Here is a 21,587-nt window from a genome sequence, read left to right on the forward strand (position 1 = left end):
GTAGCGCATTAATCTGCGCTACTTTTTGGCGTGTTGCACCAGCTAATCATAAAACGAAGCAACGACTGCGTATAATTCATGAGCTCCTCAATATTTAATTGCTCATTCACAGCATGCGCATGTTCTAATTTCCCTGGTCCATAAAGAATCGTTGGGATACCGTAAGAGGCTAGCCAACCTCCATCCGTGACCGTTTGAGACATTTCCACATCTGGTCGTGCTCCAAAAAACGCTTCGTGTGCTTCCGTAACCATCGAGAATGCAGCGTGTTCTTGATCAACCGAAAACGCAGGAAACACCTCGCCACGATCAACAATCATAGATTCGCCTCCCCATTCAAACAGCGGTGGATGATCTCGAAGCCATATATCTCCCTGTGCAACAGCAAGAAGATGGTTTTCGATTTGTTTTGTGACTTCTTCAACCGTTTCATCAGGGTAAAAATGAACCGTTATCCATAAACGGCATTCATCCGCTACAAAAGCAGGATGCCGTCCGCCTTCAATAACGGCTGGATTAATCGTGTTGGTTCCTGAGGGGAATCCAGGATACGATTTTGTAATAGCCCAGTGTCGTTCTAACTCTTGCAAAGCCGTAATCATTTTTGTCATTTTTTCAATTGCGCTTGCTCCATGCACGCCTCCTCCTGCATGGACCATTTGTCTTCTCGTGCCGTCATGGTGCGTGGTCGGACTTTTAATTGTAATCCAGCCTGTAATGACGCCGCCCTGACCTTGAATGGCACAGTGACTTGTGTCCGCGACGATCGCATAGTCTGCTTGATAGCCACGCTCACAACATTGCTTCGTCCCTGCTTCCCCCACTTCTTCTCCGATAACCGACTGTAAAAAGACATCTCCCTTTAACTTCAAACCATAATCAGATGCAAGTTTTAGTGCAAACAAACAAGCAGCAAGACCACCTTTCATGTCTGCAGCACCACGACCGTAAATCGTTCCATCCATAACCTCGGCAGAAAAAGGGGACGTCTTCCACACCTCATCCTTATCAACAGAAGCGACATCTACGTGACCATTCAAAATCAAACTGTGAAAGGTATCTGAGTGCGATCCTTTTAATGTGCCAACTACATTCGGATCCCCTTCATAAACGTCCCACTGATCAACCGTTGCCCCTAAGTCGTTTAAATAGTTCGCAATATACGCTTGAATTCCTGCTGTATTACGAGCTGGCGGCGCTGGTGTTTCAAACTCAATCAAGTCTTTCACAAGTTGGATTAACTCATCTTTTCGCTCGTGCACGTCATCAACGAATGTTTCCATACCCTTTTCCTCCTCAAAAATAAAAAACACCTCTTTTTTTAGGAAAAGAAGTGTTGAACGATTAAACGACGCATCTGATTCAACCACTTCCCTCCGCTAGTATCATCTAGATCAGGTTCATAAGGGTTAAGACATCCTTGTCTCTCTCAGCTTAGCGCACCCCTAGTGGTGTTTTTATTCAATTTATTGTTGTTATGTTTAGTGTATCAAACTGCAAAAAAAATTTAAAACTTAAAGAAATGGTATTCTTCATAAACAGTTGAAAAAGATCATACGCAAAATGAAAGGTAGCATCATTTAAACGTAATTCATTTTATCACTAATTGAGCTGATTGAGTTTTCACGCTATTGGTTGACAGTATAATTTACGTACAGTAAACTGTATATAAATAATTGTAAGCGCTTTTATAAAAGGAGGCCATTAAATGAACAAGGTTACGACTAGCATCGAGAAAAGAGGCTGGGGATTACTTGGAATGGTTTGGATAACGGTGATGCTAGCGCAAACGGTAAGCTTTTCTTACGGCATGGTCTTGCCCGATATCATGAGTGATCTTCAGTTCGGCTATGATACAGCTGGTAATTTGGCTGGAATCTCACAGTTGATTGCTGGTTTACTTACGATTCCTATTGTGGCACTAGCAACAAAGCTTGATCCACGCTATAGCATAATGGGCATGATTTTTCTTGGTGGAAGTGGTCTTCTTTTGTTTGGGCTCGCACAAAACACGTTCACCATGCTGACAAGTATGATTCTATTCAAAAGTATTATGGTCAGTATTTTAGGTGCCGTCGTTGTGGTCAAAGTGAAGTGGGTACCTCAAACTCGATTAACAGAAATTAATGGAATCGAAAATTTCTTACAGCCTATCGGTCAAACTCTTGGCACGATGGCAATCGTCTACATCCTTGCTTTTTTTGGAGGCTGGCGCATGACGGCAATCGTATTAGGTAGTCTCGTACTCGTTCTCGCTATTTTATGGCCGATCTTTTATCGCGACAAAAAAGAAATGACATCAAATACGAACGTTGCGTCACAGTCAACAGTAGCTAAAAATCCTATCCTTCAAGCAATGAAATTAAAAACAGTTTGGCTACTAGCCTTTGCATGGCCAACAACCACATTAATCTGGGTAGCGGCTTTTACATTTTGGCCTTCACATGCAACGGACACATTAGGCTTAACGATTGGTCAGACTGGCTTTATTCTAGGGCTTATCCCTATTTTTTCCGCTATTGCGTCATTAACTTCTCCTTATTTGGCAAAATCAATCGGTTATGATAAGCCTTTGATTTGGATTTGGGGATTTATTCTTCCTGTCTCGTATTTCATTTTGTTGCAAACATCAAATTTAGTCATTTTAGCAATTGCCGCTGCCATTTGTGGATATGGCGCATACGCTTTTGTTCCACTAGCCTATACGATTCTCTATCGTATTCCAGGTTTACATTCTAAAACGGTTGCGGCAAGCACAAGCATTGTATTGACAGCGATTACTCTAGGTGCAGCGTTAGGGTCCATTATTGTTGGCCAGTTGAGTGAAATCATGACGCTTTACAGCGCGATGGCAATTTGTTGTTTAGCTCCTTTTATCTTTGGTATCCTCACTTTGTTTCTACCTGAATACGGACGTAAATACATGGAAAAAAATCAAGCAATTGACGAAGAAAATTCAATTAAACACAGTTCTTAGGAGGTCTTTTCATGTCACAGGTTGACTTTCAATTTTTATCAAAAACAGCGATTACGTTTGGAAGCGGTTCTTCACAATTACTAGCAGAAGAACTTACAAAACGAGGCTTACAAAAGCCACTTCTGCTTACCGATAACGGTCTCATTGAATCAGGTTTAGTTAAGGCGATCTCAAAAGTGTTAGAAAACAGTAACATCGCATTTAAACTCTTTAGCGATATCCCTCCAAATCCACCTTCTACCGTTGTGCATACGGTTGTGGATCAGATAAACCAAAATGGTTGTGATGCAATTATAGCCTTAGGTGGTGGAAGTGTCATTGACACAGCTAAAGCCGCCTCCGTTCTTTCTATGCACGATGGAGACATTTTAGAGTATGAGTCTACGCGGTCTTTTTCAAAACCTGGGCTTCCATTACTTGTCATTCCTACAACTTCAGGCACAGGTAGTGAAGTGACAATGTGGAGCGTTATTACTGACGAAACGAAGAAGCGTAAAGCAAGCATCGGCAGTCCTTTTATGTTCCCAGATCTTGCTTTGGTCGATCCGTTATTGCTTCATGGCTTACCTCCACATTTAACTGCGGCGACTGGGATGGACGCTCTGACCCATGCAATTGAAGGATACACATCCATTCATTCCTTGAATGGAAAAGCTCCTTTAACTGATGCGATTTTACTACAAGCGATTCGTTTATTAAGCGCATCTCTTCGTCAGGCTGTTTCTCAAGGAACAAATGCACTGGCTCGCGAACAAACGATGGCTGGTAGTCTTTTAGCAGGGATTGCATTTCAAAATGTAGGTCTCGGGAATGCTCACGCCCTTGCCCACGCCCTTGGTGGTAGGATCGGGATTCCACATGGTGTTGCAAATGCCATTGCGTTGCCTGAGGTGATGATGTTTAACCTGAGAGCTTGCCCTGATCGCTTTAAAGAGATTGCGGCTGCACTTGATGAAAACGTAACGGGTCTTTCAACAATCGCTGCTGCAGAACGTGCTGTTGAAGCCGTTCGTCAGTTACGCCTAGACCTAGAAATTCCAACCTTATCGACTTACAACGTCCAAGAAACGGAGTGGGAAGCGCTAGCGGTTGAAGCGTTTCAAGACATGAATCGGTTTACGAACCCAAGACAAACAAGCCAAGATCAACTACTCGCTTTATATAAACAGATGAACAAGTGAAATTTTTTGAAAGAAAGGTGAACAATATGAATGCAACTGCAACCAACGCTGGCCGACTGGCAGCATCTTTACAAAGAAACGGTGTACGATATGTATTCGGGCAAAGTAATCCCCCTTCTATTACACTAGCTTGCGCGGATATTGGCATTGAACAAATAGGATACAGACAAGAAAACGCAGGTACTTATATGGCACAAGCGTACGGAATGTGCACACAGACAATTCCTGTCGTAACCGCACAGCATGGTCCAGCAGCGACACTACTTGTGCCTGGATTGGCTGAATCGTTAAAAGCTTCTTATCCGATTGTTGCATTGGTTGAAGAAATTGGTTTGAATCACGTTGATAAAAATGCTTTCCAGGAAATTGATCATCAAACCCTTTTTCAAGGCGTCACAAAATGGGTGAAGCGAATTCCGACTCAGGAGCGAGTCGAGGAATACGTGGACCGCGCTTTTGCAATTGCTGGTAGCGGTCGCCCAGGACCCGTTGTTCTTCTTTGCCCAAAAGACCTCTTTAATGATTTTCACAAATATCCTGTAAACACGAAAAGGGTTGGTGGACACTCTACTTTTCCACTTGATCGTTTTTCTCCCGACAAACAGACGATTGCACAAGCCGCAAAACTTATTTTATCTGCCAAACGACCGCTCATTTATGCGGGTGGCGGTGTTATTAGTTCTCAAGCGATAGCTGAGTTGCGTGCTTTACAAGATGACTTTTCGATCCCTGTTGCGACAACGACAATGGGGAAAGGATCCGTTGATGAGGAGCATCCACTGTCCATTGGTCCAATCGGTTATTATATGGGAAAAACAGCTGTTGGTCATTTTCATAAACCAATGATCCAACAAAGTGATTTAATACTACTCGTTGGCAACCGGACCAATCAAAATGGAACGGATACATGGTCGTTGCTCCCTGAAGAAGCCACCTACATCCATATTGATATTGACCCAGAAGAGATTGATCGTAATTATCCGTCCGTCCGAATGATTGGTGATGCAAAAGCAACTCTACAGGCGCTCTACGATGCATTACAAGCCACTGGAGCCAATCCATTTCAGCACCAACGCGCAAATATAGAGAAAACAATTCAAACGGCCAAAGATTATCATACTGAAGCGATTCAGTCTCTTATCCAAGACAATCCGAACACGATGAACATGGAGACGTTTTCAAGAAAAATTGATCCTCTTCTTGATAATGATTCTGTAATCGTCGCAGATGCCAGCCTTTCTTCGGTATGGAACGCGAATTACTTAACAGCAAGAGCCAGTCGGAAGTTTATCTTTCCTCGCGGATTAGCAGGATTAGGTTGGGGCTTACCAATGGCGATGGGGGCGAAGCTTGCGAACCCGCGGAAAAAAGTCTTTTGTTTAGTTGGAGATGGTGGCTTTGCTCATGTGTGGAGCGAATTAGAAACGTGTAAACGCCATGGGATCGAAATCGTTGTTGTGGTCATTAACAACCAAATCCTTGGTTATCAGAAGCTTAGTGAAACCGTTGCGTTTAATCGTTCAACAAATGTGTGTGATTTCTCAGCTGTTGATCATACAAAAATTGCTGAAGCATGTGGATTACAAGGAATTAAGCTCGATCAAGTAAGTGACATTTATGACACAATGACTGCGGCTTTCCGACATGAAGGAACGGTCGTGATTGACTTAATTGCAAATCCAGACAATATTCCACCGGTAGCCTCAATGGAATCTTATAAACGGGAGGTGACTACATGAATGCGCCTCTAAAGAACAAAACTGCCGTTGTCACCGGTGGCGCACGAGGAATCGGCTTTGCGTTCGCCCATCGCCTTGCCTCTTTAGGTGCAAGAATTGCTGTTCTCGATCTTGAATTATCTTTAGGTTCATCCAATTCAAACAAGACGATTACAGATGATTTAATTGAAAAAGGAGCAAATGCAGTTGGCTATGAAGTCGATGTCACAGACAAACAAGCCGTTCATAAATGCGTTCGCGACGTTGCCAATCAATTCGGGACGATTGATATTCTTGTTGCCAATGCAGGAGGTGGAAGTGGCGCTCTAGACGAAAATGCAGCGGCAGAGATTGACCCTGAACACCTGAAGCTTGTCATGGAACGGAATTTATTCGGTACAATGCACTGTGTGTCTGCCGTTGCGCCTATGATGAAGAAACAAAAGTCCGGTAAAATTGTGACGATGGCGTCGATCACAGGCCTGGTAGCCAATCCATCAGGAACCTACGCTCACTATGCAGCAACAAAAGCCGCACTTGTGTCTTATACAAAAAACCTTGCTCAAGATCTCGGTCCCTATCAAATCCAAGTAAACGGCATGGCTCCTGGCTACATTGGAACGAAGCGCTTGCTGGAACGATTTCGCGAAGTTGGCGTTGAGCAGTTTGAGAATCAAACCGCATTACGCCGATTAGGCACCCCAGAAGATTGCGCAAATGTCTTAGAGTTCCTTGTTACCCCGCTTTCTGATTATGTAACAGGGACCATCATCGACGTTACAGGTGGTGCATTACGATAAGGCTAGAAAAAGAGACCGATCCATGTGCTGATCGGCCTCTTTTTGTTTACGTTTGAAGTTGTAAAAATTGTTCGATCTGGTAGTCTGTCTCGTTATCTGTCCAACCTAAATATTCACCCATTATGGCTGCTACTGTTTCCGCACACGTACGCCCATGCTCATCGCTAAATAAAAGCAATGAAGAACGACGGTCAATAAAGTCAGCTACTGAAAGCACCATTTCTTGTTCCAGTGCAAGGCGGACTTCCCCTTTTATTGCAGGAACATTTGGTGCAAGTGGTTCAAACCACGTTTTGTCCTCTTCCGCGTAGGCAAGTAGCGTGAATACTTTATTCCCGTATAACCATACAATACGCTCAATCGTTAATTCGCTTAACTGATAATCCGCTAATGCTTGCGCTGCTTTTTCTTTGAAAATCTCATAAGCCTCTTCAAAAACCCCACCAGGTAGCGGCACACTCATTGTTCGCTCATTGTTTCCAATGTCCCGTTCTAGTTCCGTTGCCACTTCGTTTAATATACGGTCTGCCATTTGTCGATACGTTGTTAGTTTTCCACCTGCCACCGTAAACAAGCCAGGTTTAATTTTCCATACTTCATCATGTCGAGATGTTTCTCGTTCTGACTTGCCTTCTGCAATAAGTGGTCTTACCCCAGCCCATGTTCCAACTACGTCGTTTTCCGTTAATTCTAGACTCGGAAAAGACTCTTGAACAAGTTGCAACAGCTCTTCGATTGCTGTGTGATCGGACTGAGGTTGGTCAATCGGTCCATCATGTCGTCGATCTGTCGTACCAACATACACATAATTCCAGCGTGGAATAAGAAAGCCCATTTTTCCTGATTTAGAGGTCAACGTAACAGCTGCTTCAATCGGAAGTCTATCTTTACGAAAAACTAAATGAATGCCTTTGCTCAATAAAAGTTTCTTAGGAGCTTGATAGCCAGTATTCTCTAAAAGTTGCTGTGCCCATGGTCCTGTTGCGTTTACTGTTACGTGTGACTGTATGACATACGTTTGTTTTGAGTATTTGTCGATGACTTTTGCACCTGTAATGTTTCCATCAGCTTCAATCAATTCAATCACTTCCGCATGATTGGCGACGAGTGCACCGTGTTCTACTGCCGAAGCTGCATTTTCCATCGTAAACCGCGCATCTTCTGTCATATATTCACCATAAACAAATCCACTTTTTAAATCCTCTTTTAATCCTGGGGCATAGGTACGTACCTCTTGCTCAGACAAGACTTGGTGTTTTTCTTGATCGGTTACATTCGCTAGTTTATCAAAGAGAAAAAAACCTGCGCGCATTTTCATTGCGGAATCCCCTTTATATATAGGGAAGACAAACGGAAGCGGGTGAACTAAGTGAGGCGCAATCTGTTTTAAAACCTTTCTTTCTCGTGCCGATTCTCGGACTACATTTACTTGTCCATTTGCTAAATATCGAAGTCCTCCGTGAACGAGTTTGGATGAACGTGAAGAAGTCCCATACGCGAAATCTTCTTTTTCCACAAGCGCTACGGACAACCCTCTTAATGCAGCATCTCGTGCAAGGCCAGTGCCTGTAATGCCACCTCCGATAATAAGCAAGTCGACAATCCCGCTCGCCATCTTCGTTAACGCTTCGCTTCTACCTTGTGCGTTAAATGGATGTGCCATCATTCTACTCCTCTCGATTCAAACTCTTTTTCTGTTTGCTTCAGTAGCAATGCGACCATTTCTAGCCATGATTCGTAGCTTTTTTGTAACCGCTTACGATTAATCGATGGATAAACCATCGTACCTGGCTTGCGATCCGATCGAATATCTTCTATTGAATCCCAATAATGGATTGCTAATCCAGCTAAATACGCTACACCTAAAGATGTTACTTGATTTGTTGCTGGTCGCTCTACAGGAATGCCTAATACATCTGCTTGAACTTGTAAAAAATGATCGTTAGCTGCCATTCCTCCGTCTACCTTTAGTTCGGAAATTGTAACACCTGCTTCTTCAGCTAACGTTTCAACTACTTGTTTTGTTCGAAATGCAATTCCTTCCAATACGGCGTGAGCAATGTGAGCTGGTGTTGTTGCTCGCGTTAATCCAAAGATTGCACCTTTTACATGTGCGTTCATATAAGGTGTTCCAAGGCCTTGTAATGCCGGGATAAACTGTACGCCATCGCTATCTGCGACTTCATCTGTTAACGCTACTAGGTGTTCGTAAGAGTCTATTAACGCCAAATCACTTAACCACCCAACAGAAGCACCTCCTGTAATAACGGTTCCTTCATTACAGAAGAAATCGTCTTGATCGATACGCGCTAATGCTAACGTGAAACTGGATTGACCTTGAATTTTTTCTGTGCCCGTATTTACATTGACCATCACAGATGTACCGTACGTTGCTTTCATAGCCCCTTTGTCTAAGCACAAATGGCCAATTAATGCAGATTGTTGATCCCCCGCTACCGCTGCTACAGGAATCTCTGCACCTATCCATTCCCTCGTCGTATGTCCAAATAAATGGCTTGATGGTTTCACATCTGCTAACCATGATGTGGAAATCCCAATAAGGTCGGCAGCTTTTTGTGACCAAGCGCCCTTATGAACATCGTACAAACCGGTTGAACATGCGTTTGAAGGATCAGTCACAAACGCACGCTCTTTCGTTACATTCCAAATAATCCAGCTATCTAGTGTTCCTACCAGTAGCTCTTGTCGACGAAATCGCTCATATCCATCTTCAATATGGGTTAATAGCCACTCCACTTTTGTTAAACTCCAAATGGGCGATACATTCATACCTGTTTTCTGACTTAACTCTTTACAGCGGTCAATTGTTCGCAGATCCTGCCAAATAAGAGCAGGATATTTAGGCTTACCGGTAAACGCATCCCATGCAACCACTGAAGCTCTTTGTGTGGCAACGCCAAGAGAAGCAATATCACTTGGGGCCACTCCAGCCTTTTGGATTGTTACTTTAATCAGTCGTTGAATCATATTGAGAATCTCTAGTGGGTCCTGTTCAAGTAACCCAGATGCTGGAGTCATTTGCGAAATTGTTTCATAAGAATAACCAAGAGGCTCACTCTTATGATTATAAAGAACCGTTCGAATCCCTGAAGTACCTGCATCAATGGACAGTATAGATGAAGCCATGTCAAGAAACCTCCTTACGTATTCACTACGAATTTGGAATGAGTGTACCTTGATTAAGCACAAGATTTGGATCAAGAGATTTTTTTAACCCTGTTAATAGTTGATAAGAAGAACCTAATTCATTTGGAACCCATTTCGCTCGCCATTTTCCAATTCCATGATGATGGCAAATCGATCCATTATGTGCCAAAGTAATGTCAAGTACACGCTGCCATATCTTCTCGTAAATAACAGCAGCAGCTTCCGGCGTTTCCTCCGACTTTGCACCAAAAATAAAATAGATATTTGTCCCTTGCGCATAACTATGCGATGAGTGTCCGGTCATTAAAAAAAGTTCTGGAACATCTTGTGGAAGATTGGCAGTCACTTCTTCATAAATGTCCGCGATGTCACTCCAATTAGCCGCTATTTCAATCGTATCAATAATAAGTCCTTGGTTCGTATAGTAGTCTGGCGTTTTCGCAACTGCATTACGATGGTCGAGCCATTCGCTGACTGGTTGTTCGCCTAGAACCCGTCCTCCTTCTTTCAGTACGAGGTGATTCACGCCCTCTTTCTCAGCGTTGACCAAACCTGTTGGACCCTCTCCCAATAACAAGAGAACAGACTCACCTTTTTCAATATAAGCTTCGTACTTCTGCTCTGCTTCGTCTGCATCATGTAATCGAACAACTGCCGGATTCCAACCTGTTTGAACAAAAGCTTGAATCGCTTTAAGACCTTCTCTCATCGTTTTAAAAGCATAGGCTTGTCGCCATCTCGCTTCAGGCTTAGGAAAAATTTTCATACTAACCTTTGTGATTATACCGAAAACACCCTCCGACCCTAACCAAATATGACGTAAATCTGGACCAACTGAGCGTCTAGGAATGTTGTTAATTTCAATGACTTCTCCATTCGGTAAGACCGCTTCTAAGCCAAGCAATAAATCTTCAATATTTCCATATTTCGTACTAAATTGACCAGAGCTACGTGTCGCCACTAAGCCACCAACTTGTGCAAGTTCAATCGATTGTGGATAATGCCCTGAAATAAACCCTTCTTTATTTAAGTATCGTTCTAAATCCCCCATGATTACCGCAGGTTCAACAGTCACAAATAGGTTCTCAGGATCGAGTGTTAAAACATTGTTCATATGTTTTAAATCAACCACAACGGAATCTCTAGTTGGCTCTGATCCGCCCCCTACTCCAGAGCCGCCACCATAAGGAACAACATTGATTTGATTCTTGTTTAATAATGCAAGAATATTTGACACTTCTTCTGTATGCTTAGGCGCAACGACGCATAACGGTTTGACGCCTTCACGACCAAATGTGCGTTGTACAAGACGTAGCGGCCATAAATCAGTCGTACGTGTGTTTAACTCTGCTTCACTTGTAATAATTTGATCTTCGCTTACAACTGTACGTAACGATTCAATTAGTTCATTCGTTTTAATCATCGTAAACCTCTTTTCTACTGCATTATTTATATACAGAATACTGTACACAAAATAGAATGTCAATCTAAAACGCTTACACTAAAGTGCAAATGGAAGATGTTTTTGATACACTTCTTTATAGTACACAATTAATCAGGAGGATCACGCATGTACATACGATATGGCTCTGTAAGTGTTTCTCTCGCACGTCGAATCCTTTCCCTTCAAGAAGGAGATCGCTTAGATCCAGTTGGCAAACTAGCTGATGAATTCAAAACTGGTAGAGGCACCATCCAAGCAGCGTTAAAATTATTGATAGACGAGCAGGCGATTGAAATTGAAGCCTTAGGAAAAAGAGGTTCCTTTTTAAAAAAAATAAATCGGGATAAATTACTAGAGCTAGGTGAACTAAATAGCATTATAGGGGTAATGCCTACCGTTCACTCGCTCGTCCACCACGGCTTATCACTTGGATTACAAAAAACGTTTGATCGTGCTTCGATTCCATTAATCTTGGCGCAATTAAGAGGAGCCAAAAACCGACTTCACTTTTTAAGAACAGGACGTTGTGATTTTGCGGTTATTTCAAAACTAAGTTGGGAAGAAGAAGTGGAGAAAGGTGACTTACAGTTGGTGTTTGAGTTTGGTGCAGGTTCAAACGTAACAAATCACGCACTGTTGATGCGTCAAGATGTTCATGGAATTGAAAATGGTATGAAGTTCGGTGTCGATCCTTCTTCTTATGATTTATATAATCTATCCGTAAGAGAATGCGAAGGCAAAGAAGTAGAATTTGTAGACATATCCGCTGAAGAGGCGGTTACGATGGTAAAAGAAGGAATCGTAGACGTGACAGTGATTAGCGAAGCCATTCAACGCCCCCCTCTTGGATTTAAAATTATACCTTTGCAAAACCATACCGATGAACAAGCTACCAATACGGAAGCTGTTCTTCTAGTCAATAAAGGAGAGCGTTCAATTGCCGATGTCATTCTAACCACAATTGATCCTAATCAAGTAACATCAATCCAAAAACAAATTATTTCTGGTGAGGACTTTTTTTAAACACATACTGCTCACGACTTTTTCCCTGCATCGTTTTACTTGATTACGTTTTGTTTTTTTCCAATTAAGGAATAGAACTCCATATAAATAAATAGAGGAGTTGGAAGAATGAAACGTGGATTGATCGTAGGTGGTATGCTTATCATTCTATTAGTCGTTGTATTTCTCATTGTCGATACGGATCAAACGCCAGAAGACATCAGTGAACCTTATGTACACGCTACGTTTAATGGACAACTAGAGGAAAATGTGTACGATTATTTAAATGAGCGAACAGGAAACACGATTGTCAATTATGCGAGTCAATATAATGAAAATACAGACGAGCAAAATCAACTTTACGTGTCATTTGCATCAAATGACCAGCTAGAACAACATGTGAACGAACTCGAATCACTGTTAGAAGAACATATGAGTGATCAAGACTTAAACTATGAAACCGTTGAGTAAATGAGCGATTCATCCAAACCGCAGAGCCCCGCTCTACGGTTTTTTCATAAAAAAAATCGGAGGTACGTTACATGAACCGCACACTTTTAGAAACCATCAAACGTCCTGCTCTCTTTGCAAGAAATGAAAATATGTTTTGGCAGGACCCTCACATTGCGCCTTTTTTGTTGGATGCCCACTTAAGTCAAGATCATGATGGTGCTAGTCGACACGCTGGTACGATTGAAACTTCTGTCCATTTCATTCATCAACGCATTTTAAATGAAAACCCTACAAAAATTGTTGATTTTGGCTGTGGACCTGGGCTGTATTGTGAACCACTTGCACAATTACAGCATACCGTCACGGGAATTGATATCTCTTCCCACTCCATTGCATATGCGAAAGAACAAACGAAGAAAAAAGGTCTTCCCATTACGTATATCAATCAAGATTATCTTTCGGTTCAGTTGAAGCCCGAGTTTGATCTTGCCTTACTCATTTATTGTGATTACGGTGCGCTTGGAGAAGAAGAACGAAAGCAAGTTTTACAACGTATCTATAACAGCTTAAACATTGGTGGTCAATTGTTTTTAGACGTGTTTACAGAAGAGAAATTCAAACGATTTTCAGACCAACGCTATTGGAATCATCATGAACACGGCGGCTTTTGGTCGCCTGAAAATCATCTTGAACTTCAATAAAATTGTACTTATCCAGACGAACACGTTAGCCTTGAACAAACGAATGTAATGACCGCAGATGATACTCAAACCTATTATATTTGGAATCAATATTTCACTAAACCTATGCTTCAAACAGAATTAGAAGAAGCCGGCTTTAGCATTAAAGAGGTATATAGTGATGTGACTGGAAAGCCATATACGGCCAAAAGCGACACAATGGCTGTTTTAGTTGAAAAGAACTAACACACTTGCCATAGTCTATAAAGAAAAGACTATGGTATTTCCATAAACCTCTTGCTCATTATTTCACAATGTGTTAGTCTTAGTTTGTAAACAAAAAAGATGACTTTCATTTTTGTTTGCTCACTATTTCACAAAGTCAAATCGAGGAGTGGTCTTCTCCTTCTTTTTATAACTGAACATGCTCAGTATTTCACAATTTAATTCAGGAGGTTTTTTCATTGAAAATTATTGTTATTGGTTGTACACATGCAGGGACACAAACGGTTAAAAATTTGCTTCGACTTCATCCAGAAGCAGCTATTACAGTATATGAGCGAAACGACAATGTCTCTTTTCTTTCATGCGGGATCGCGCTACATGTCGGCGGTGTCGTCGATGATGCTCAAAAGCTCTTTTACTCTTCTCCTCAGGAATTAGAAGCACTTGGAGCGAAGATGCGTGTTAGTCACAATGTCCACTCGATCAACCGACAGGAAAAGACTCTTGTTGTGGAGAATTTGGAAACAGGTGAACAGTTTATTGATTCCTACGATAAGCTTGTCTATACCACTGGCTCTACTCCGATTGTTCCACCGATTTCAGGTGTTGGGTTAAAGAACATTCAACTATGCAAAAACTATGCACAAGCCCAAGAGATTATTGAAAAAGCGACCCATGCAAATAAAATTGCTGTTGTCGGTGCTGGCTATATCGGTGTAGAACTGGTTGAAGCGTTTGAAGCATATGGAAAAGACGTGACGTTTATTGAAGGCGCGGACCGTGTCTTAAACAAATATCTCGACCGCGAATTTACTGATGAGGTTGAACAGACATTAACAGCACAAGGCATTCGTTTGGCGTTAAATGAAAAAGTTGAGGCATTCGCCGGTAATGAGGCGGGAGAAGTTACTGCGATCCAAACGAGCAAAACGACACACGATGTTGATCTTGTCATACTCTGTGTTGGATTCCGCCCACAAACAGAATTGTTAAAAGGCGAACTAGACACGCTAGAGAATGGTGCACTGCTTGTGAATGAATACATGCAAACAAGCGACCCATCGATCTTTGCTGCTGGCGATAATTGCTCAGTATTTCACAATTCAGCTCAGCATCACGCCTATATTCCCCTAGCGACAAATGCGACCAAGATGGGGACACTCGTTGCGTACAATATTGTAAAGCCCACCATTAAATATCGAGGCACACAAGGAACATCAGGGTTAAAACTTTACGATCTGAATATGGCTTCTACAGGTTTAACAGAAGAAGGCGCAGCAATGTACGGGTTAGATGTTCGTTCCACTACACTTGTGGATCACGAACGCCCAACCTTTATGCCAACTGCGACAGAAGTGAAGCTGAAGCTTGTGTATGATCAAGATACGATGCGTTTAATTGGCGCACAAGTGTTAAGTAAAATCGACCAAACACAGCTGATGAATACGTTATCCGTTTGCATACAACAAGGGATGACCGTAGAAGACCTAGCATTTAGCGATTTCTTCTTCCAACCCCACTACAACAAGCCAGTCAATATCCTAAATACAATTGCGTTAAAAGCACTAACTGAGCAGGATCAGCTACAATCACAATTAACGTAAAATAAAGCCGCACAGTGTTGTGCGGCTTTTTATTTACTCTTCCTCTTCCAACCAGACGCCGTCCATATGCTTACGGTTCTGGTCATTTTTCACTTTTCGATAGTCTTTGCTTTTAAAAATAATATCGAAATCATAATCAGCTGGATACAGTTCTGCAGCCGAAATGTGCAAGTTTAAACGTTTGTGATTAATCGTTCGTTTTTCGTCCTTAATCTGCACAATATAATTGCCTTTATCGTCTGGCCCTTTATAAACAATCCCTGTTTCATTTGAAGCTTGCACGGTCACGTTGTCTCCCTGCTGAAACTGCTTTACATTTTGGACTTGACGTTTTTTCTGTTTGTTCGCATGACGGTTCACAATGACCTGCTTACGGAACTCATCTGCTTGTAACGTCTCTTGTGAAAACCGACCTACATAAGAGCCTTCATGTCCATAAGAAATATGGTGCGCCTCATCAACGATGCTTGGATGTAAGCCTAACTTCAGCGCAATCTCAAAGGCTTGGCTTTTTCCACTCTCACCAATTAATAATCTGTACGTTGGCTGTAAGCTTTCAAGATCAAATTCCATTGACCCATTAATAAATCCGTCTGTTGTATCCGCGAAGGTCTTCATTTCACTGTAGTGGGTCGTCGCAAGTAAGGTCGACCCTTTTTTGTACAATTGATTTAAGATCGTAATTGCTAGACCCATCCCTTCATTCGGATCCGTTCCTGAGCCTAACTCATCCATTAATATGAGCGAGCGGTCGTTGGCGTCTCGTAAAATTTGAATAATGGAGACGAGCCTTGAACTAAACGTACTTAAGTTATCCTCAATGCTTTGGCCATCACCGATATCCACAAACAGACTTTGAAATATCCCCACCTGACTTCCTTTTTCAGCTGGAATTAAAAGCCCTGCTTGTGCCATTGCCGTTAACAAGCCTACCGTTTTAAGGGTGACGGTCTTTCCTCCTGTATTTGGTCCTGTAATCACAAGCGCTCGGTCAACTTCCCCTCCAAACGTCAAGGAAAGGGGAACGGCTTTTTCACCTAAAGCTGGATGCTTTGCGCGAATGAGATTCATTTTTCGCTCAGCTGATAGGTGTGGCTTAATCCCGTTAATGTCTTGACAATATTTTGCTTTTGCGAACAACACATCGTACTCATGCATGACATCCATGGCAATATGAATGGTATGCTCTTGCGCCAATACGGATTCGGTCAACGCAAATAAAATTCGCTCAACCTCAGCTTCCTCTGCGTACGTATACATACTCACTTCTTCTTGAATATCGCCAACTTCTGCTGGTTCAATAAACAGTGTGGAACCGGAAGCAGATGTATCGAGTACGGTACCATTTACTTTGTTTCGGTATTCTTTTTTAATCGAAAGCACATAGCGACCTTGGCGAGTGGAAACCATTTTATCTTGCAAGTAACTTTTGTATTTACCACCACTCGCTAAATGCTCAACTTTGTTTTTCAATCGTTCTAACGCCATTTTCTTTTGACGTCGAAGATAGCTTAATTCTTTCGATGCGTAGTCATCCACTTGCCCATTCCGAATCGCTTGCCCAAGCTCTTCTTCCAGCATTGACAAATCATCAATGGAAAAGGCGTAGCTGCTGACGAGGGGAGCAATGTCTAGTTTATCATTCATAAATCGTTTTAATTTCCCACAATGCTCTAAAAAAGAAACAATTCGAGTCATTTGATCAGCACGTATGAAAAGGCCTTTTTTCGCTTGCGTAAGCATTTGTGCAATGTCATCGACCACGTGAATCGGCACACTTCCACTACGCTTCAGAACCTCAATCGCTTCTTGCACCTCAATCATCTTATGCTCAATTTGATCTTTGTTAAAAACAGGCTGCATACGAAGCACCGTTTCTTTTCCGCGCTCCATCCTTGTGTAGCCTGCAATCTGTTCAAGTACATCTGTAAAGCCAATATCGTGTAACGCTTGTTGATTCATGATACTTCCTCCTTCATTTGCTTGTAAAAAGAACCGCGCAAACTTTGTTCAGGGAACGACAAAAAGACCGCTATGAACATGCGTTCACAGCGGTCTGCTTAAAGAAGTACATACCTTTCGTAGGTACACTTCAAGTAGGACAACTTTATCGTAAACGTGTTCTTAACTCCTCGAAATGCCATCACAAAATAAGCGTCTCTTGTACGCTGAAAAATCGCATTTCAAGTTATCCAATTGCTGGATTAGTTAAGAACCACCAGATACATAAAGTCGTCTCCTTCTTACGTGCAATATTATTTACACACTTACTATAAGTCGTTTTCACTCTAAATGTCAAGGGAACCTCAATGGAAACTTCTCCCTACCTGTTCTCATACCAATCAATCGTATCTAGCTCATCAATGTAGGATGTTGCTTTATTCTCTTCAAGCAATGTGAACCTTCCAGTTGGTAGCGACACATGTGAATCATTAAAATAGACCGAAAAACTTCCACCTTCAGCTATTTTAAAATAGATCTCATAGGAGTCTTCCCCTGCTTGTGCATAAATATTGTCTACGAAATGAATGCCTAGCATTTCTATTTTATGAATCAGTTTTTCAATATCTTCTTCCGCTTTCAAATAACCAACATCTATTCCGTTTTCTACATAATGATTAATCTCAATTTGTTCGACTTCAATAAGCTCAAACCGATCAGCCAGCTCCTCCCCGATAGTTGTTGGTCCAGGCTCCCTTTCTAAGTAATGGAAAAACGCAACAACCACAGCTATTGCGATCATTATGATAAAAATGGATCTTCCTTTCATATCAATCACCAGCTCTCTTTATAAATGATTTCATTTATCGTTGACTCTCCCTTTAGAGGAGACTTTACACTATAAAAGTTCGACAAAAAAAGGGAGGGACTCGAATGAACGAGACTGTAATTGAAGCTCACGGCTTAGTAAAAACATTCGGCAGCAAAACAGCTGTCAACCAGCTCGACATTACCGTAGCAAAAGGGGAAATCTTTGGCCTGCTCGGCCATAACGGAGCAGGAAAATCGACGACGATTGACTGCATTCTCGGTACACAAAAAATCGATGCAGGTTCTGTATCACTTTTAGGACAGGACCCACTCACCAATCGACAAACGCTTTTTCAACGGGTCGGTGTTCAATTTCAGCAAAGTGCCTTTCAAACCGGGCTTAAAGTTAGCGAAATTTGTGCGATTACGCATTCACTATACAGCAACCCAATCAATTGGCAGGAGTGGATTGCCACGTTTCGACTAGAAGATAAACGTCACACGCAAATTTCCGATTTATCTGGAGGCGAACGCCAAAAACTTTGTATCTTGCTCGCCATGATGGGAAATCCTGATGTCCTCTTCCTCGACGAATTAACGCCTGGGCTCGACCCTGTTGCTCGGAGAGAAATTTGGCACACACTGAGAAAATTAAATCAAGCAGGTGTAACGATCTTCTTAACGTCTCACGATATGAATGAAGTGGAACATCTCTGTGATCGAATTTTACTGTTGGCGGATGGCAAAGAACAAATTAGCGGAACCATACAAGAAGTCATTCACGCAAGCGGTCAACAAAATATGGAAGACGCATTTTTAACGCTAATTGGGGAGGAATGGAAATGAGAACATTCTGGCTTTTTTACACAGCTGAGTTTAAATTATCATTAAGAGAGATGTCTTCCTTTATTTTCGGGCTTTTTCTTCCAATTGGATTAATGGCATTAATGGGCTTTTTAGCTTCGTCAAACGAAGAGTTAACCTCGTCATTTGCAGCAGTCGCCACCATTGGCCTTGTTGCGACTGGTGTAATGAGTTTGCCTTTATCCCTCTCCTCTTACCGAGAGAGAAAAGTGCTCAAACGCTACAAAGTCACACCGGTTAGCCCATCGCAACTCTTACTTGCTCATGTCGCGTACTGCTTTTCTTTAAGCATCATTTCCATGCTATCCGTTTACCTTGTTGCAACTCTCGGTTTTGGGATGGAATTCGTCGGTTCACATATGCGCTTTATTCTTTTCTACGTTCTTGTCATGGTCAGCATTCACGCAATTGGCATGGTCATTGCCTCCTTATCCCCGCGTGAGAAAACAACAGGTGCGATTAGCAGTGCAATCTTTTTTCCGATGTTTCTACTATCAGGGGCGACCATCCCGTTATCTGTCATGCCAAACGCTTTAGAATCTCTTGCACAGATCTTCCCTCTAACACATGGCATTCAACTCTTGCAATCTGCCGTACAGCAGCAACCCTTCGATCACTGGTTCAGTTTATTCATCTTGCTAATCATCACCGTAATTGGTGTTGCTGTGTCTATCCGTTCCTTTAAATGGGAATAACGAAGAAAGCAGTGGATTGCTGCTTTCTTTCTCTTATCTATACAGTGAAAATATTGAGGTGAGAATGTGTATAGCATTGGCCAATTTTCTAAAATGAATCGAGTTACAATCAAAAGTCTCCGCTACTATGATCAAGTTGGCATTTTGCGCCCTGCCTACGTGGACCAGAGCACCGGTTACCGCTATTATCAATCCCAGCAGATGGAGCAACTTCATACCATTATGGCATTGCGACAAATCGGTTTTTCCATCGCGGAAATCCAACAAACCCTTACCCAAAAAGAAGCAATTACGGCTCACATTCGATTGAAACAACATCAACTCCAGCTTGAAAAGCAAGAAATTGAAAACAAACTTCGTCAAGCGTCGTATTATTTACATGCTGATACAGAGCCAAATATCTATTTAAAAAGCCTCCCAAAAGTGGTTGTGGCCTCCATGCGACTCAAACTCGACCACTACAACGATTTGTTTATTGCTTATCCTGCAATGGGTGAAAAAATGAGCCAACAAGGCTGCGTCCTAGATGACCGTCTCTATTGTTTTCAACTTTTTCATGATGGTGAGTATAAAGAAACGAACATCGATATTGAAATTTGCGAAGCGGTGACAAAGAAGAAAAAAGATCGAGATGGTTTACAGTTTAAAACATTCGCTGAAGTCCCTCAAGCAGCGTGCCTTTTTCATCGTGGCCCTTATGAAACCATCGGCGATACCCACGCCAAACTTCATCAATGGCTTCTCAAAAGTCCCTACACGTTAGCTGAACCACCTCGGGAAGCGGTCATTGACGGCATCTGGAATGAAGAAGATCATAAGAACTGGTTAACCGAAGTCCAGTTTCCTCTTAAAAGTCAGGAATAGCCATAGTTTTTCCTGACTTGTTATAAAACTCAATTGAGTTCCACAGGCGCGGCTTCAATTTAAAAAAATGACAAAAAAGCGAATAAGTATAAAAGCGAACAACAAGATCAATAACACAACTAATAAATCCTTTATTCTCTTCTGCTTGCGGGTTTGTGGCTGCGTATGTCTCGTTAACCAATCAGTTTTCATGAAAGCGATTGAAGAACTACCGATAAAAAAACCGATTGTCATGGCTAATGCTGTCCCCATATCCGGCCAACCTACCTCTAGTAAGGCTCGTAGAACATATGAAAGCCCCCCTGCACCAAGCGGAAACACGAGGAAAACATACCATTTCGTTTTCCGCGGCAAGTCTGAAACACGCATCAATCATTCAACTCCTTCTCTAGCACGAACCTCTTTCAAAAAATGACTCTCTCTCTACTCGACAAACGTTGATTGAGAAATTCTCATACCAGTCTTCCTTCCCCTTTTGTTGTGCTAATTTATGGACTGAATGTTCCTTCCAATGTTCAATCGCTTCTAATGAATCCCAATATGAAAGAGTAATTCCTGATCCATCGTCTCGCACACTCTCAATACCTAAAAATCCTTTTTGCTTAGACGCTAAATCTACCATTCGTTGACCCATGTCGGCGTAGCCATGATCACCATCTGTTCGCTTAGACACAAATATTACGACGTAGTAAGGGGGAGAAACGCACCTATTTTTTCTATTCATTTTTCTTCTCCTCAGTAATAGGTGTCATTCTCATTTTTTTACATTACTAGAAAGATCACCTATTCAAACTTTTCACTTTTACATAAGATGACTTCGTAACACAAACAAATACTTGGAGGATGATATTATGGCTATTACAATTCCAGTTCCAACTCTTGGTGATGTCGTTGTTTTAACGTTTGAAGGGGATACGTTTGAATCTGGCTGTACCAACCCAGGTGAAGCTGCTCCTGAAGTAAAGAATTTTTCTGTTGAACAAGGGAATCTTTATATTGTCGGCTGCAATAATTTCCCTATTGGTGGTGGAACGGTCGCGTACGTTGTCGATGCGCAAAACCTTGATCCAGCTGAGCTAATTCAAGCTATTTTAGGACTTGCTGTTGTACAAGATAATGGCGGAAGACGTAACATTTTTACTGCAGTTTAAAACGAAAAAC

Annotated in this window: 21 protein-coding genes and 1 riboswitch; of the genes, 13 read left to right on the forward strand and 8 right to left on the reverse strand. The window is 42.0% G+C overall.

Translation table 11 applies throughout. The features are described 5' to 3' along the window. Positions 1 to 8: 8 nt before the first annotated feature. Complete coding sequence (locus ACE1TH_RS10765) at positions 9 to 1,283, reverse strand: acetylornithine deacetylase (protein ID WP_255224690.1); 1,275 nt, start codon at positions 1,281 to 1,283, stop codon at positions 9 to 11. 71 nt (positions 1,284 to 1,354) lie between these two features. After that, a riboswitch (TPP riboswitch) is annotated at positions 1,355 to 1,457 on the reverse strand. A 251-nt stretch (positions 1,458 to 1,708) separates the two neighbouring features. On the opposite strand from ACE1TH_RS10765, the gene ACE1TH_RS10770 reads away from it, so the two are divergent. From ACE1TH_RS10770 to ACE1TH_RS10785, 4 genes are read left to right on the forward strand one after another with little or no spacing between them, the layout of a single operon-like run. Continuing rightward, positions 1,709 to 2,977, forward strand: coding sequence for an MFS transporter (locus tag ACE1TH_RS10770; protein WP_375078940.1), 1,269 nt, complete (start codon positions 1,709 to 1,711; stop codon positions 2,975 to 2,977). An 11-nt stretch (positions 2,978 to 2,988) separates the two neighbouring features. Beyond that, a complete protein-coding gene (locus tag ACE1TH_RS10775) occupies positions 2,989 to 4,158 on the forward strand; it encodes an iron-containing alcohol dehydrogenase (RefSeq protein ID WP_375078941.1) in 1,170 nt (389 codons plus the stop codon). A 26-nt stretch (positions 4,159 to 4,184) separates the two neighbouring features. After that, positions 4,185 to 5,897 (forward strand): acetolactate synthase catalytic subunit, encoded by a 1,713-nt coding sequence (locus ACE1TH_RS10780; protein ID WP_375078942.1) that lies wholly within the window; start codon positions 4,185 to 4,187, stop codon positions 5,895 to 5,897. Next, a complete protein-coding gene (locus ACE1TH_RS10785; protein ID WP_375078943.1) occupies positions 5,894 to 6,676 on the forward strand; it encodes an SDR family NAD(P)-dependent oxidoreductase in 783 nt (260 codons plus the stop codon). The genes ACE1TH_RS10780 and ACE1TH_RS10785 overlap by 4 nt, the downstream gene beginning before the upstream one ends. 46 nt (positions 6,677 to 6,722) lie before the next feature. Here ACE1TH_RS10785 and ACE1TH_RS10790 read toward each other — a convergent pair whose 3' ends face one another. The 3 genes from ACE1TH_RS10790 to ACE1TH_RS10800 are packed head-to-tail and all read right to left on the reverse strand — an operon-like array spanning position 6,723 to position 11,267. After that, on the reverse strand, positions 6,723 to 8,342 hold the full coding sequence (locus tag ACE1TH_RS10790; protein WP_375078944.1) for a glycerol-3-phosphate dehydrogenase/oxidase: 1,620 nt from the start codon (positions 8,340 to 8,342) through the stop codon (positions 6,723 to 6,725). Beyond that, positions 8,339 to 9,823, reverse strand: a complete 1,485-nt coding sequence (locus ACE1TH_RS10795) for an FGGY family carbohydrate kinase (protein ID WP_375078945.1) — start codon at positions 9,821 to 9,823, stop codon at positions 8,339 to 8,341. Before ACE1TH_RS10795 ends, ACE1TH_RS10790 begins: the two co-directional genes overlap by 4 nt. Before the next feature lie 25 nt (positions 9,824 to 9,848). Then, the gene (locus tag ACE1TH_RS10800) at positions 9,849 to 11,267 is read right to left on the reverse strand and encodes an FAD-binding oxidoreductase (RefSeq protein WP_375078946.1); all 1,419 of its coding nucleotides are present in this window, start codon (positions 11,265 to 11,267) and stop codon (positions 9,849 to 9,851) included. A gap of 147 nt (positions 11,268 to 11,414) precedes the next feature. On the opposite strand from ACE1TH_RS10800, the gene ACE1TH_RS10805 reads away from it, so the two are divergent. The 5 genes from ACE1TH_RS10805 (at position 11,415) to ACE1TH_RS10825 (ending at position 15,252) form a co-directional block, all read left to right on the forward strand. Further along, on the forward strand, positions 11,415 to 12,311 hold the full coding sequence (locus ACE1TH_RS10805) for a YhfZ family protein (RefSeq protein ID WP_375078947.1): 897 nt from the start codon (positions 11,415 to 11,417) through the stop codon (positions 12,309 to 12,311). A gap of 108 nt (positions 12,312 to 12,419) precedes the next feature. Then, entirely contained in the window at positions 12,420 to 12,761 is a 342-nt protein-coding gene (locus tag ACE1TH_RS10810) for a hypothetical protein (RefSeq protein WP_099302440.1), read from the forward strand. A gap of 71 nt (positions 12,762 to 12,832) precedes the next feature. Beyond that, a complete protein-coding gene (locus tag ACE1TH_RS10815; RefSeq protein WP_375078948.1) occupies positions 12,833 to 13,444 on the forward strand; it encodes a class I SAM-dependent methyltransferase in 612 nt (203 codons plus the stop codon). Positions 13,445 to 13,492: 48 nt separating this feature from the next. Continuing rightward, entirely contained in the window at positions 13,493 to 13,669 is a 177-nt protein-coding gene (locus ACE1TH_RS10820) for a hypothetical protein (protein ID WP_375078949.1), read from the forward strand. A gap of 218 nt (positions 13,670 to 13,887) precedes the next feature. After that, positions 13,888 to 15,252 carry an FAD-dependent oxidoreductase gene (locus ACE1TH_RS10825; protein ID WP_099302442.1) on the forward strand — a complete coding sequence of 455 codons (1,365 nt, stop codon included), beginning with the start codon at positions 13,888 to 13,890 and terminating at the stop codon, positions 15,250 to 15,252. A gap of 33 nt (positions 15,253 to 15,285) precedes the next feature. Here ACE1TH_RS10825 and ACE1TH_RS10830 read toward each other — a convergent pair whose 3' ends face one another. Then, positions 15,286 to 17,214 carry an endonuclease MutS2 gene (locus ACE1TH_RS10830; RefSeq protein ID WP_099302443.1) on the reverse strand — a complete coding sequence of 643 codons (1,929 nt, stop codon included), beginning with the start codon at positions 17,212 to 17,214 and terminating at the stop codon, positions 15,286 to 15,288. 361 nt (positions 17,215 to 17,575) lie between these two features. Beyond that, positions 17,576 to 17,995 (reverse strand): hypothetical protein, encoded by a 420-nt coding sequence (locus ACE1TH_RS10835; protein WP_375078950.1) that lies wholly within the window; start codon positions 17,993 to 17,995, stop codon positions 17,576 to 17,578. Positions 17,996 to 18,126: 131 nt separating this feature from the next. Here ACE1TH_RS10835 and ACE1TH_RS10840 point away from each other — a divergent pair, with 131 nt between their 5' ends. The 3 genes from ACE1TH_RS10840 to ACE1TH_RS10850 all read left to right on the forward strand — a co-directional run bounded on the left by ACE1TH_RS10840 (position 18,127) and on the right by ACE1TH_RS10850 (position 20,426). Further along, positions 18,127 to 18,849, forward strand: coding sequence for an ABC transporter ATP-binding protein (locus ACE1TH_RS10840; protein ID WP_099302445.1), 723 nt, complete (start codon positions 18,127 to 18,129; stop codon positions 18,847 to 18,849). Beyond that, positions 18,846 to 19,562 (forward strand): ABC transporter permease, encoded by a 717-nt coding sequence (locus ACE1TH_RS10845; RefSeq protein WP_176554357.1) that lies wholly within the window; start codon positions 18,846 to 18,848, stop codon positions 19,560 to 19,562. The genes ACE1TH_RS10840 and ACE1TH_RS10845 overlap by 4 nt, the downstream gene beginning before the upstream one ends. Positions 19,563 to 19,628: 66 nt before the next feature. After that, positions 19,629 to 20,426, forward strand: coding sequence for a MerR family transcriptional regulator (locus ACE1TH_RS10850; RefSeq protein WP_099302447.1), 798 nt, complete (start codon positions 19,629 to 19,631; stop codon positions 20,424 to 20,426). Positions 20,427 to 20,480: 54 nt separating this feature from the next. On the opposite strand, the gene ACE1TH_RS10855 is transcribed toward ACE1TH_RS10850, so the two are convergent. Both ACE1TH_RS10855 and ACE1TH_RS10860 read right to left on the reverse strand, forming a co-directional pair. Next, on the reverse strand, positions 20,481 to 20,798 hold the full coding sequence (locus ACE1TH_RS10855; protein ID WP_375078951.1) for a hypothetical protein: 318 nt from the start codon (positions 20,796 to 20,798) through the stop codon (positions 20,481 to 20,483). Between the two features lie 16 nt (positions 20,799 to 20,814). Next, the gene (locus ACE1TH_RS10860) at positions 20,815 to 21,150 is read right to left on the reverse strand and encodes an antibiotic biosynthesis monooxygenase family protein (RefSeq protein ID WP_099302449.1); all 336 of its coding nucleotides are present in this window, start codon (positions 21,148 to 21,150) and stop codon (positions 20,815 to 20,817) included. Between the two features lie 127 nt (positions 21,151 to 21,277). On the opposite strand from ACE1TH_RS10860, the gene ACE1TH_RS10865 reads away from it, so the two are divergent. Further along, on the forward strand, positions 21,278 to 21,577 hold the full coding sequence (locus tag ACE1TH_RS10865) for a hypothetical protein (RefSeq protein WP_099302450.1): 300 nt from the start codon (positions 21,278 to 21,280) through the stop codon (positions 21,575 to 21,577). The last annotated feature ends 10 nt before the right edge of the window (positions 21,578 to 21,587 follow it).

This window comes from Shouchella sp. JSM 1781072, assembly GCF_041949915.1.
Lineage (GTDB): Bacteria > Bacillota > Bacilli > Bacillales > Bacillaceae_D > Shouchella.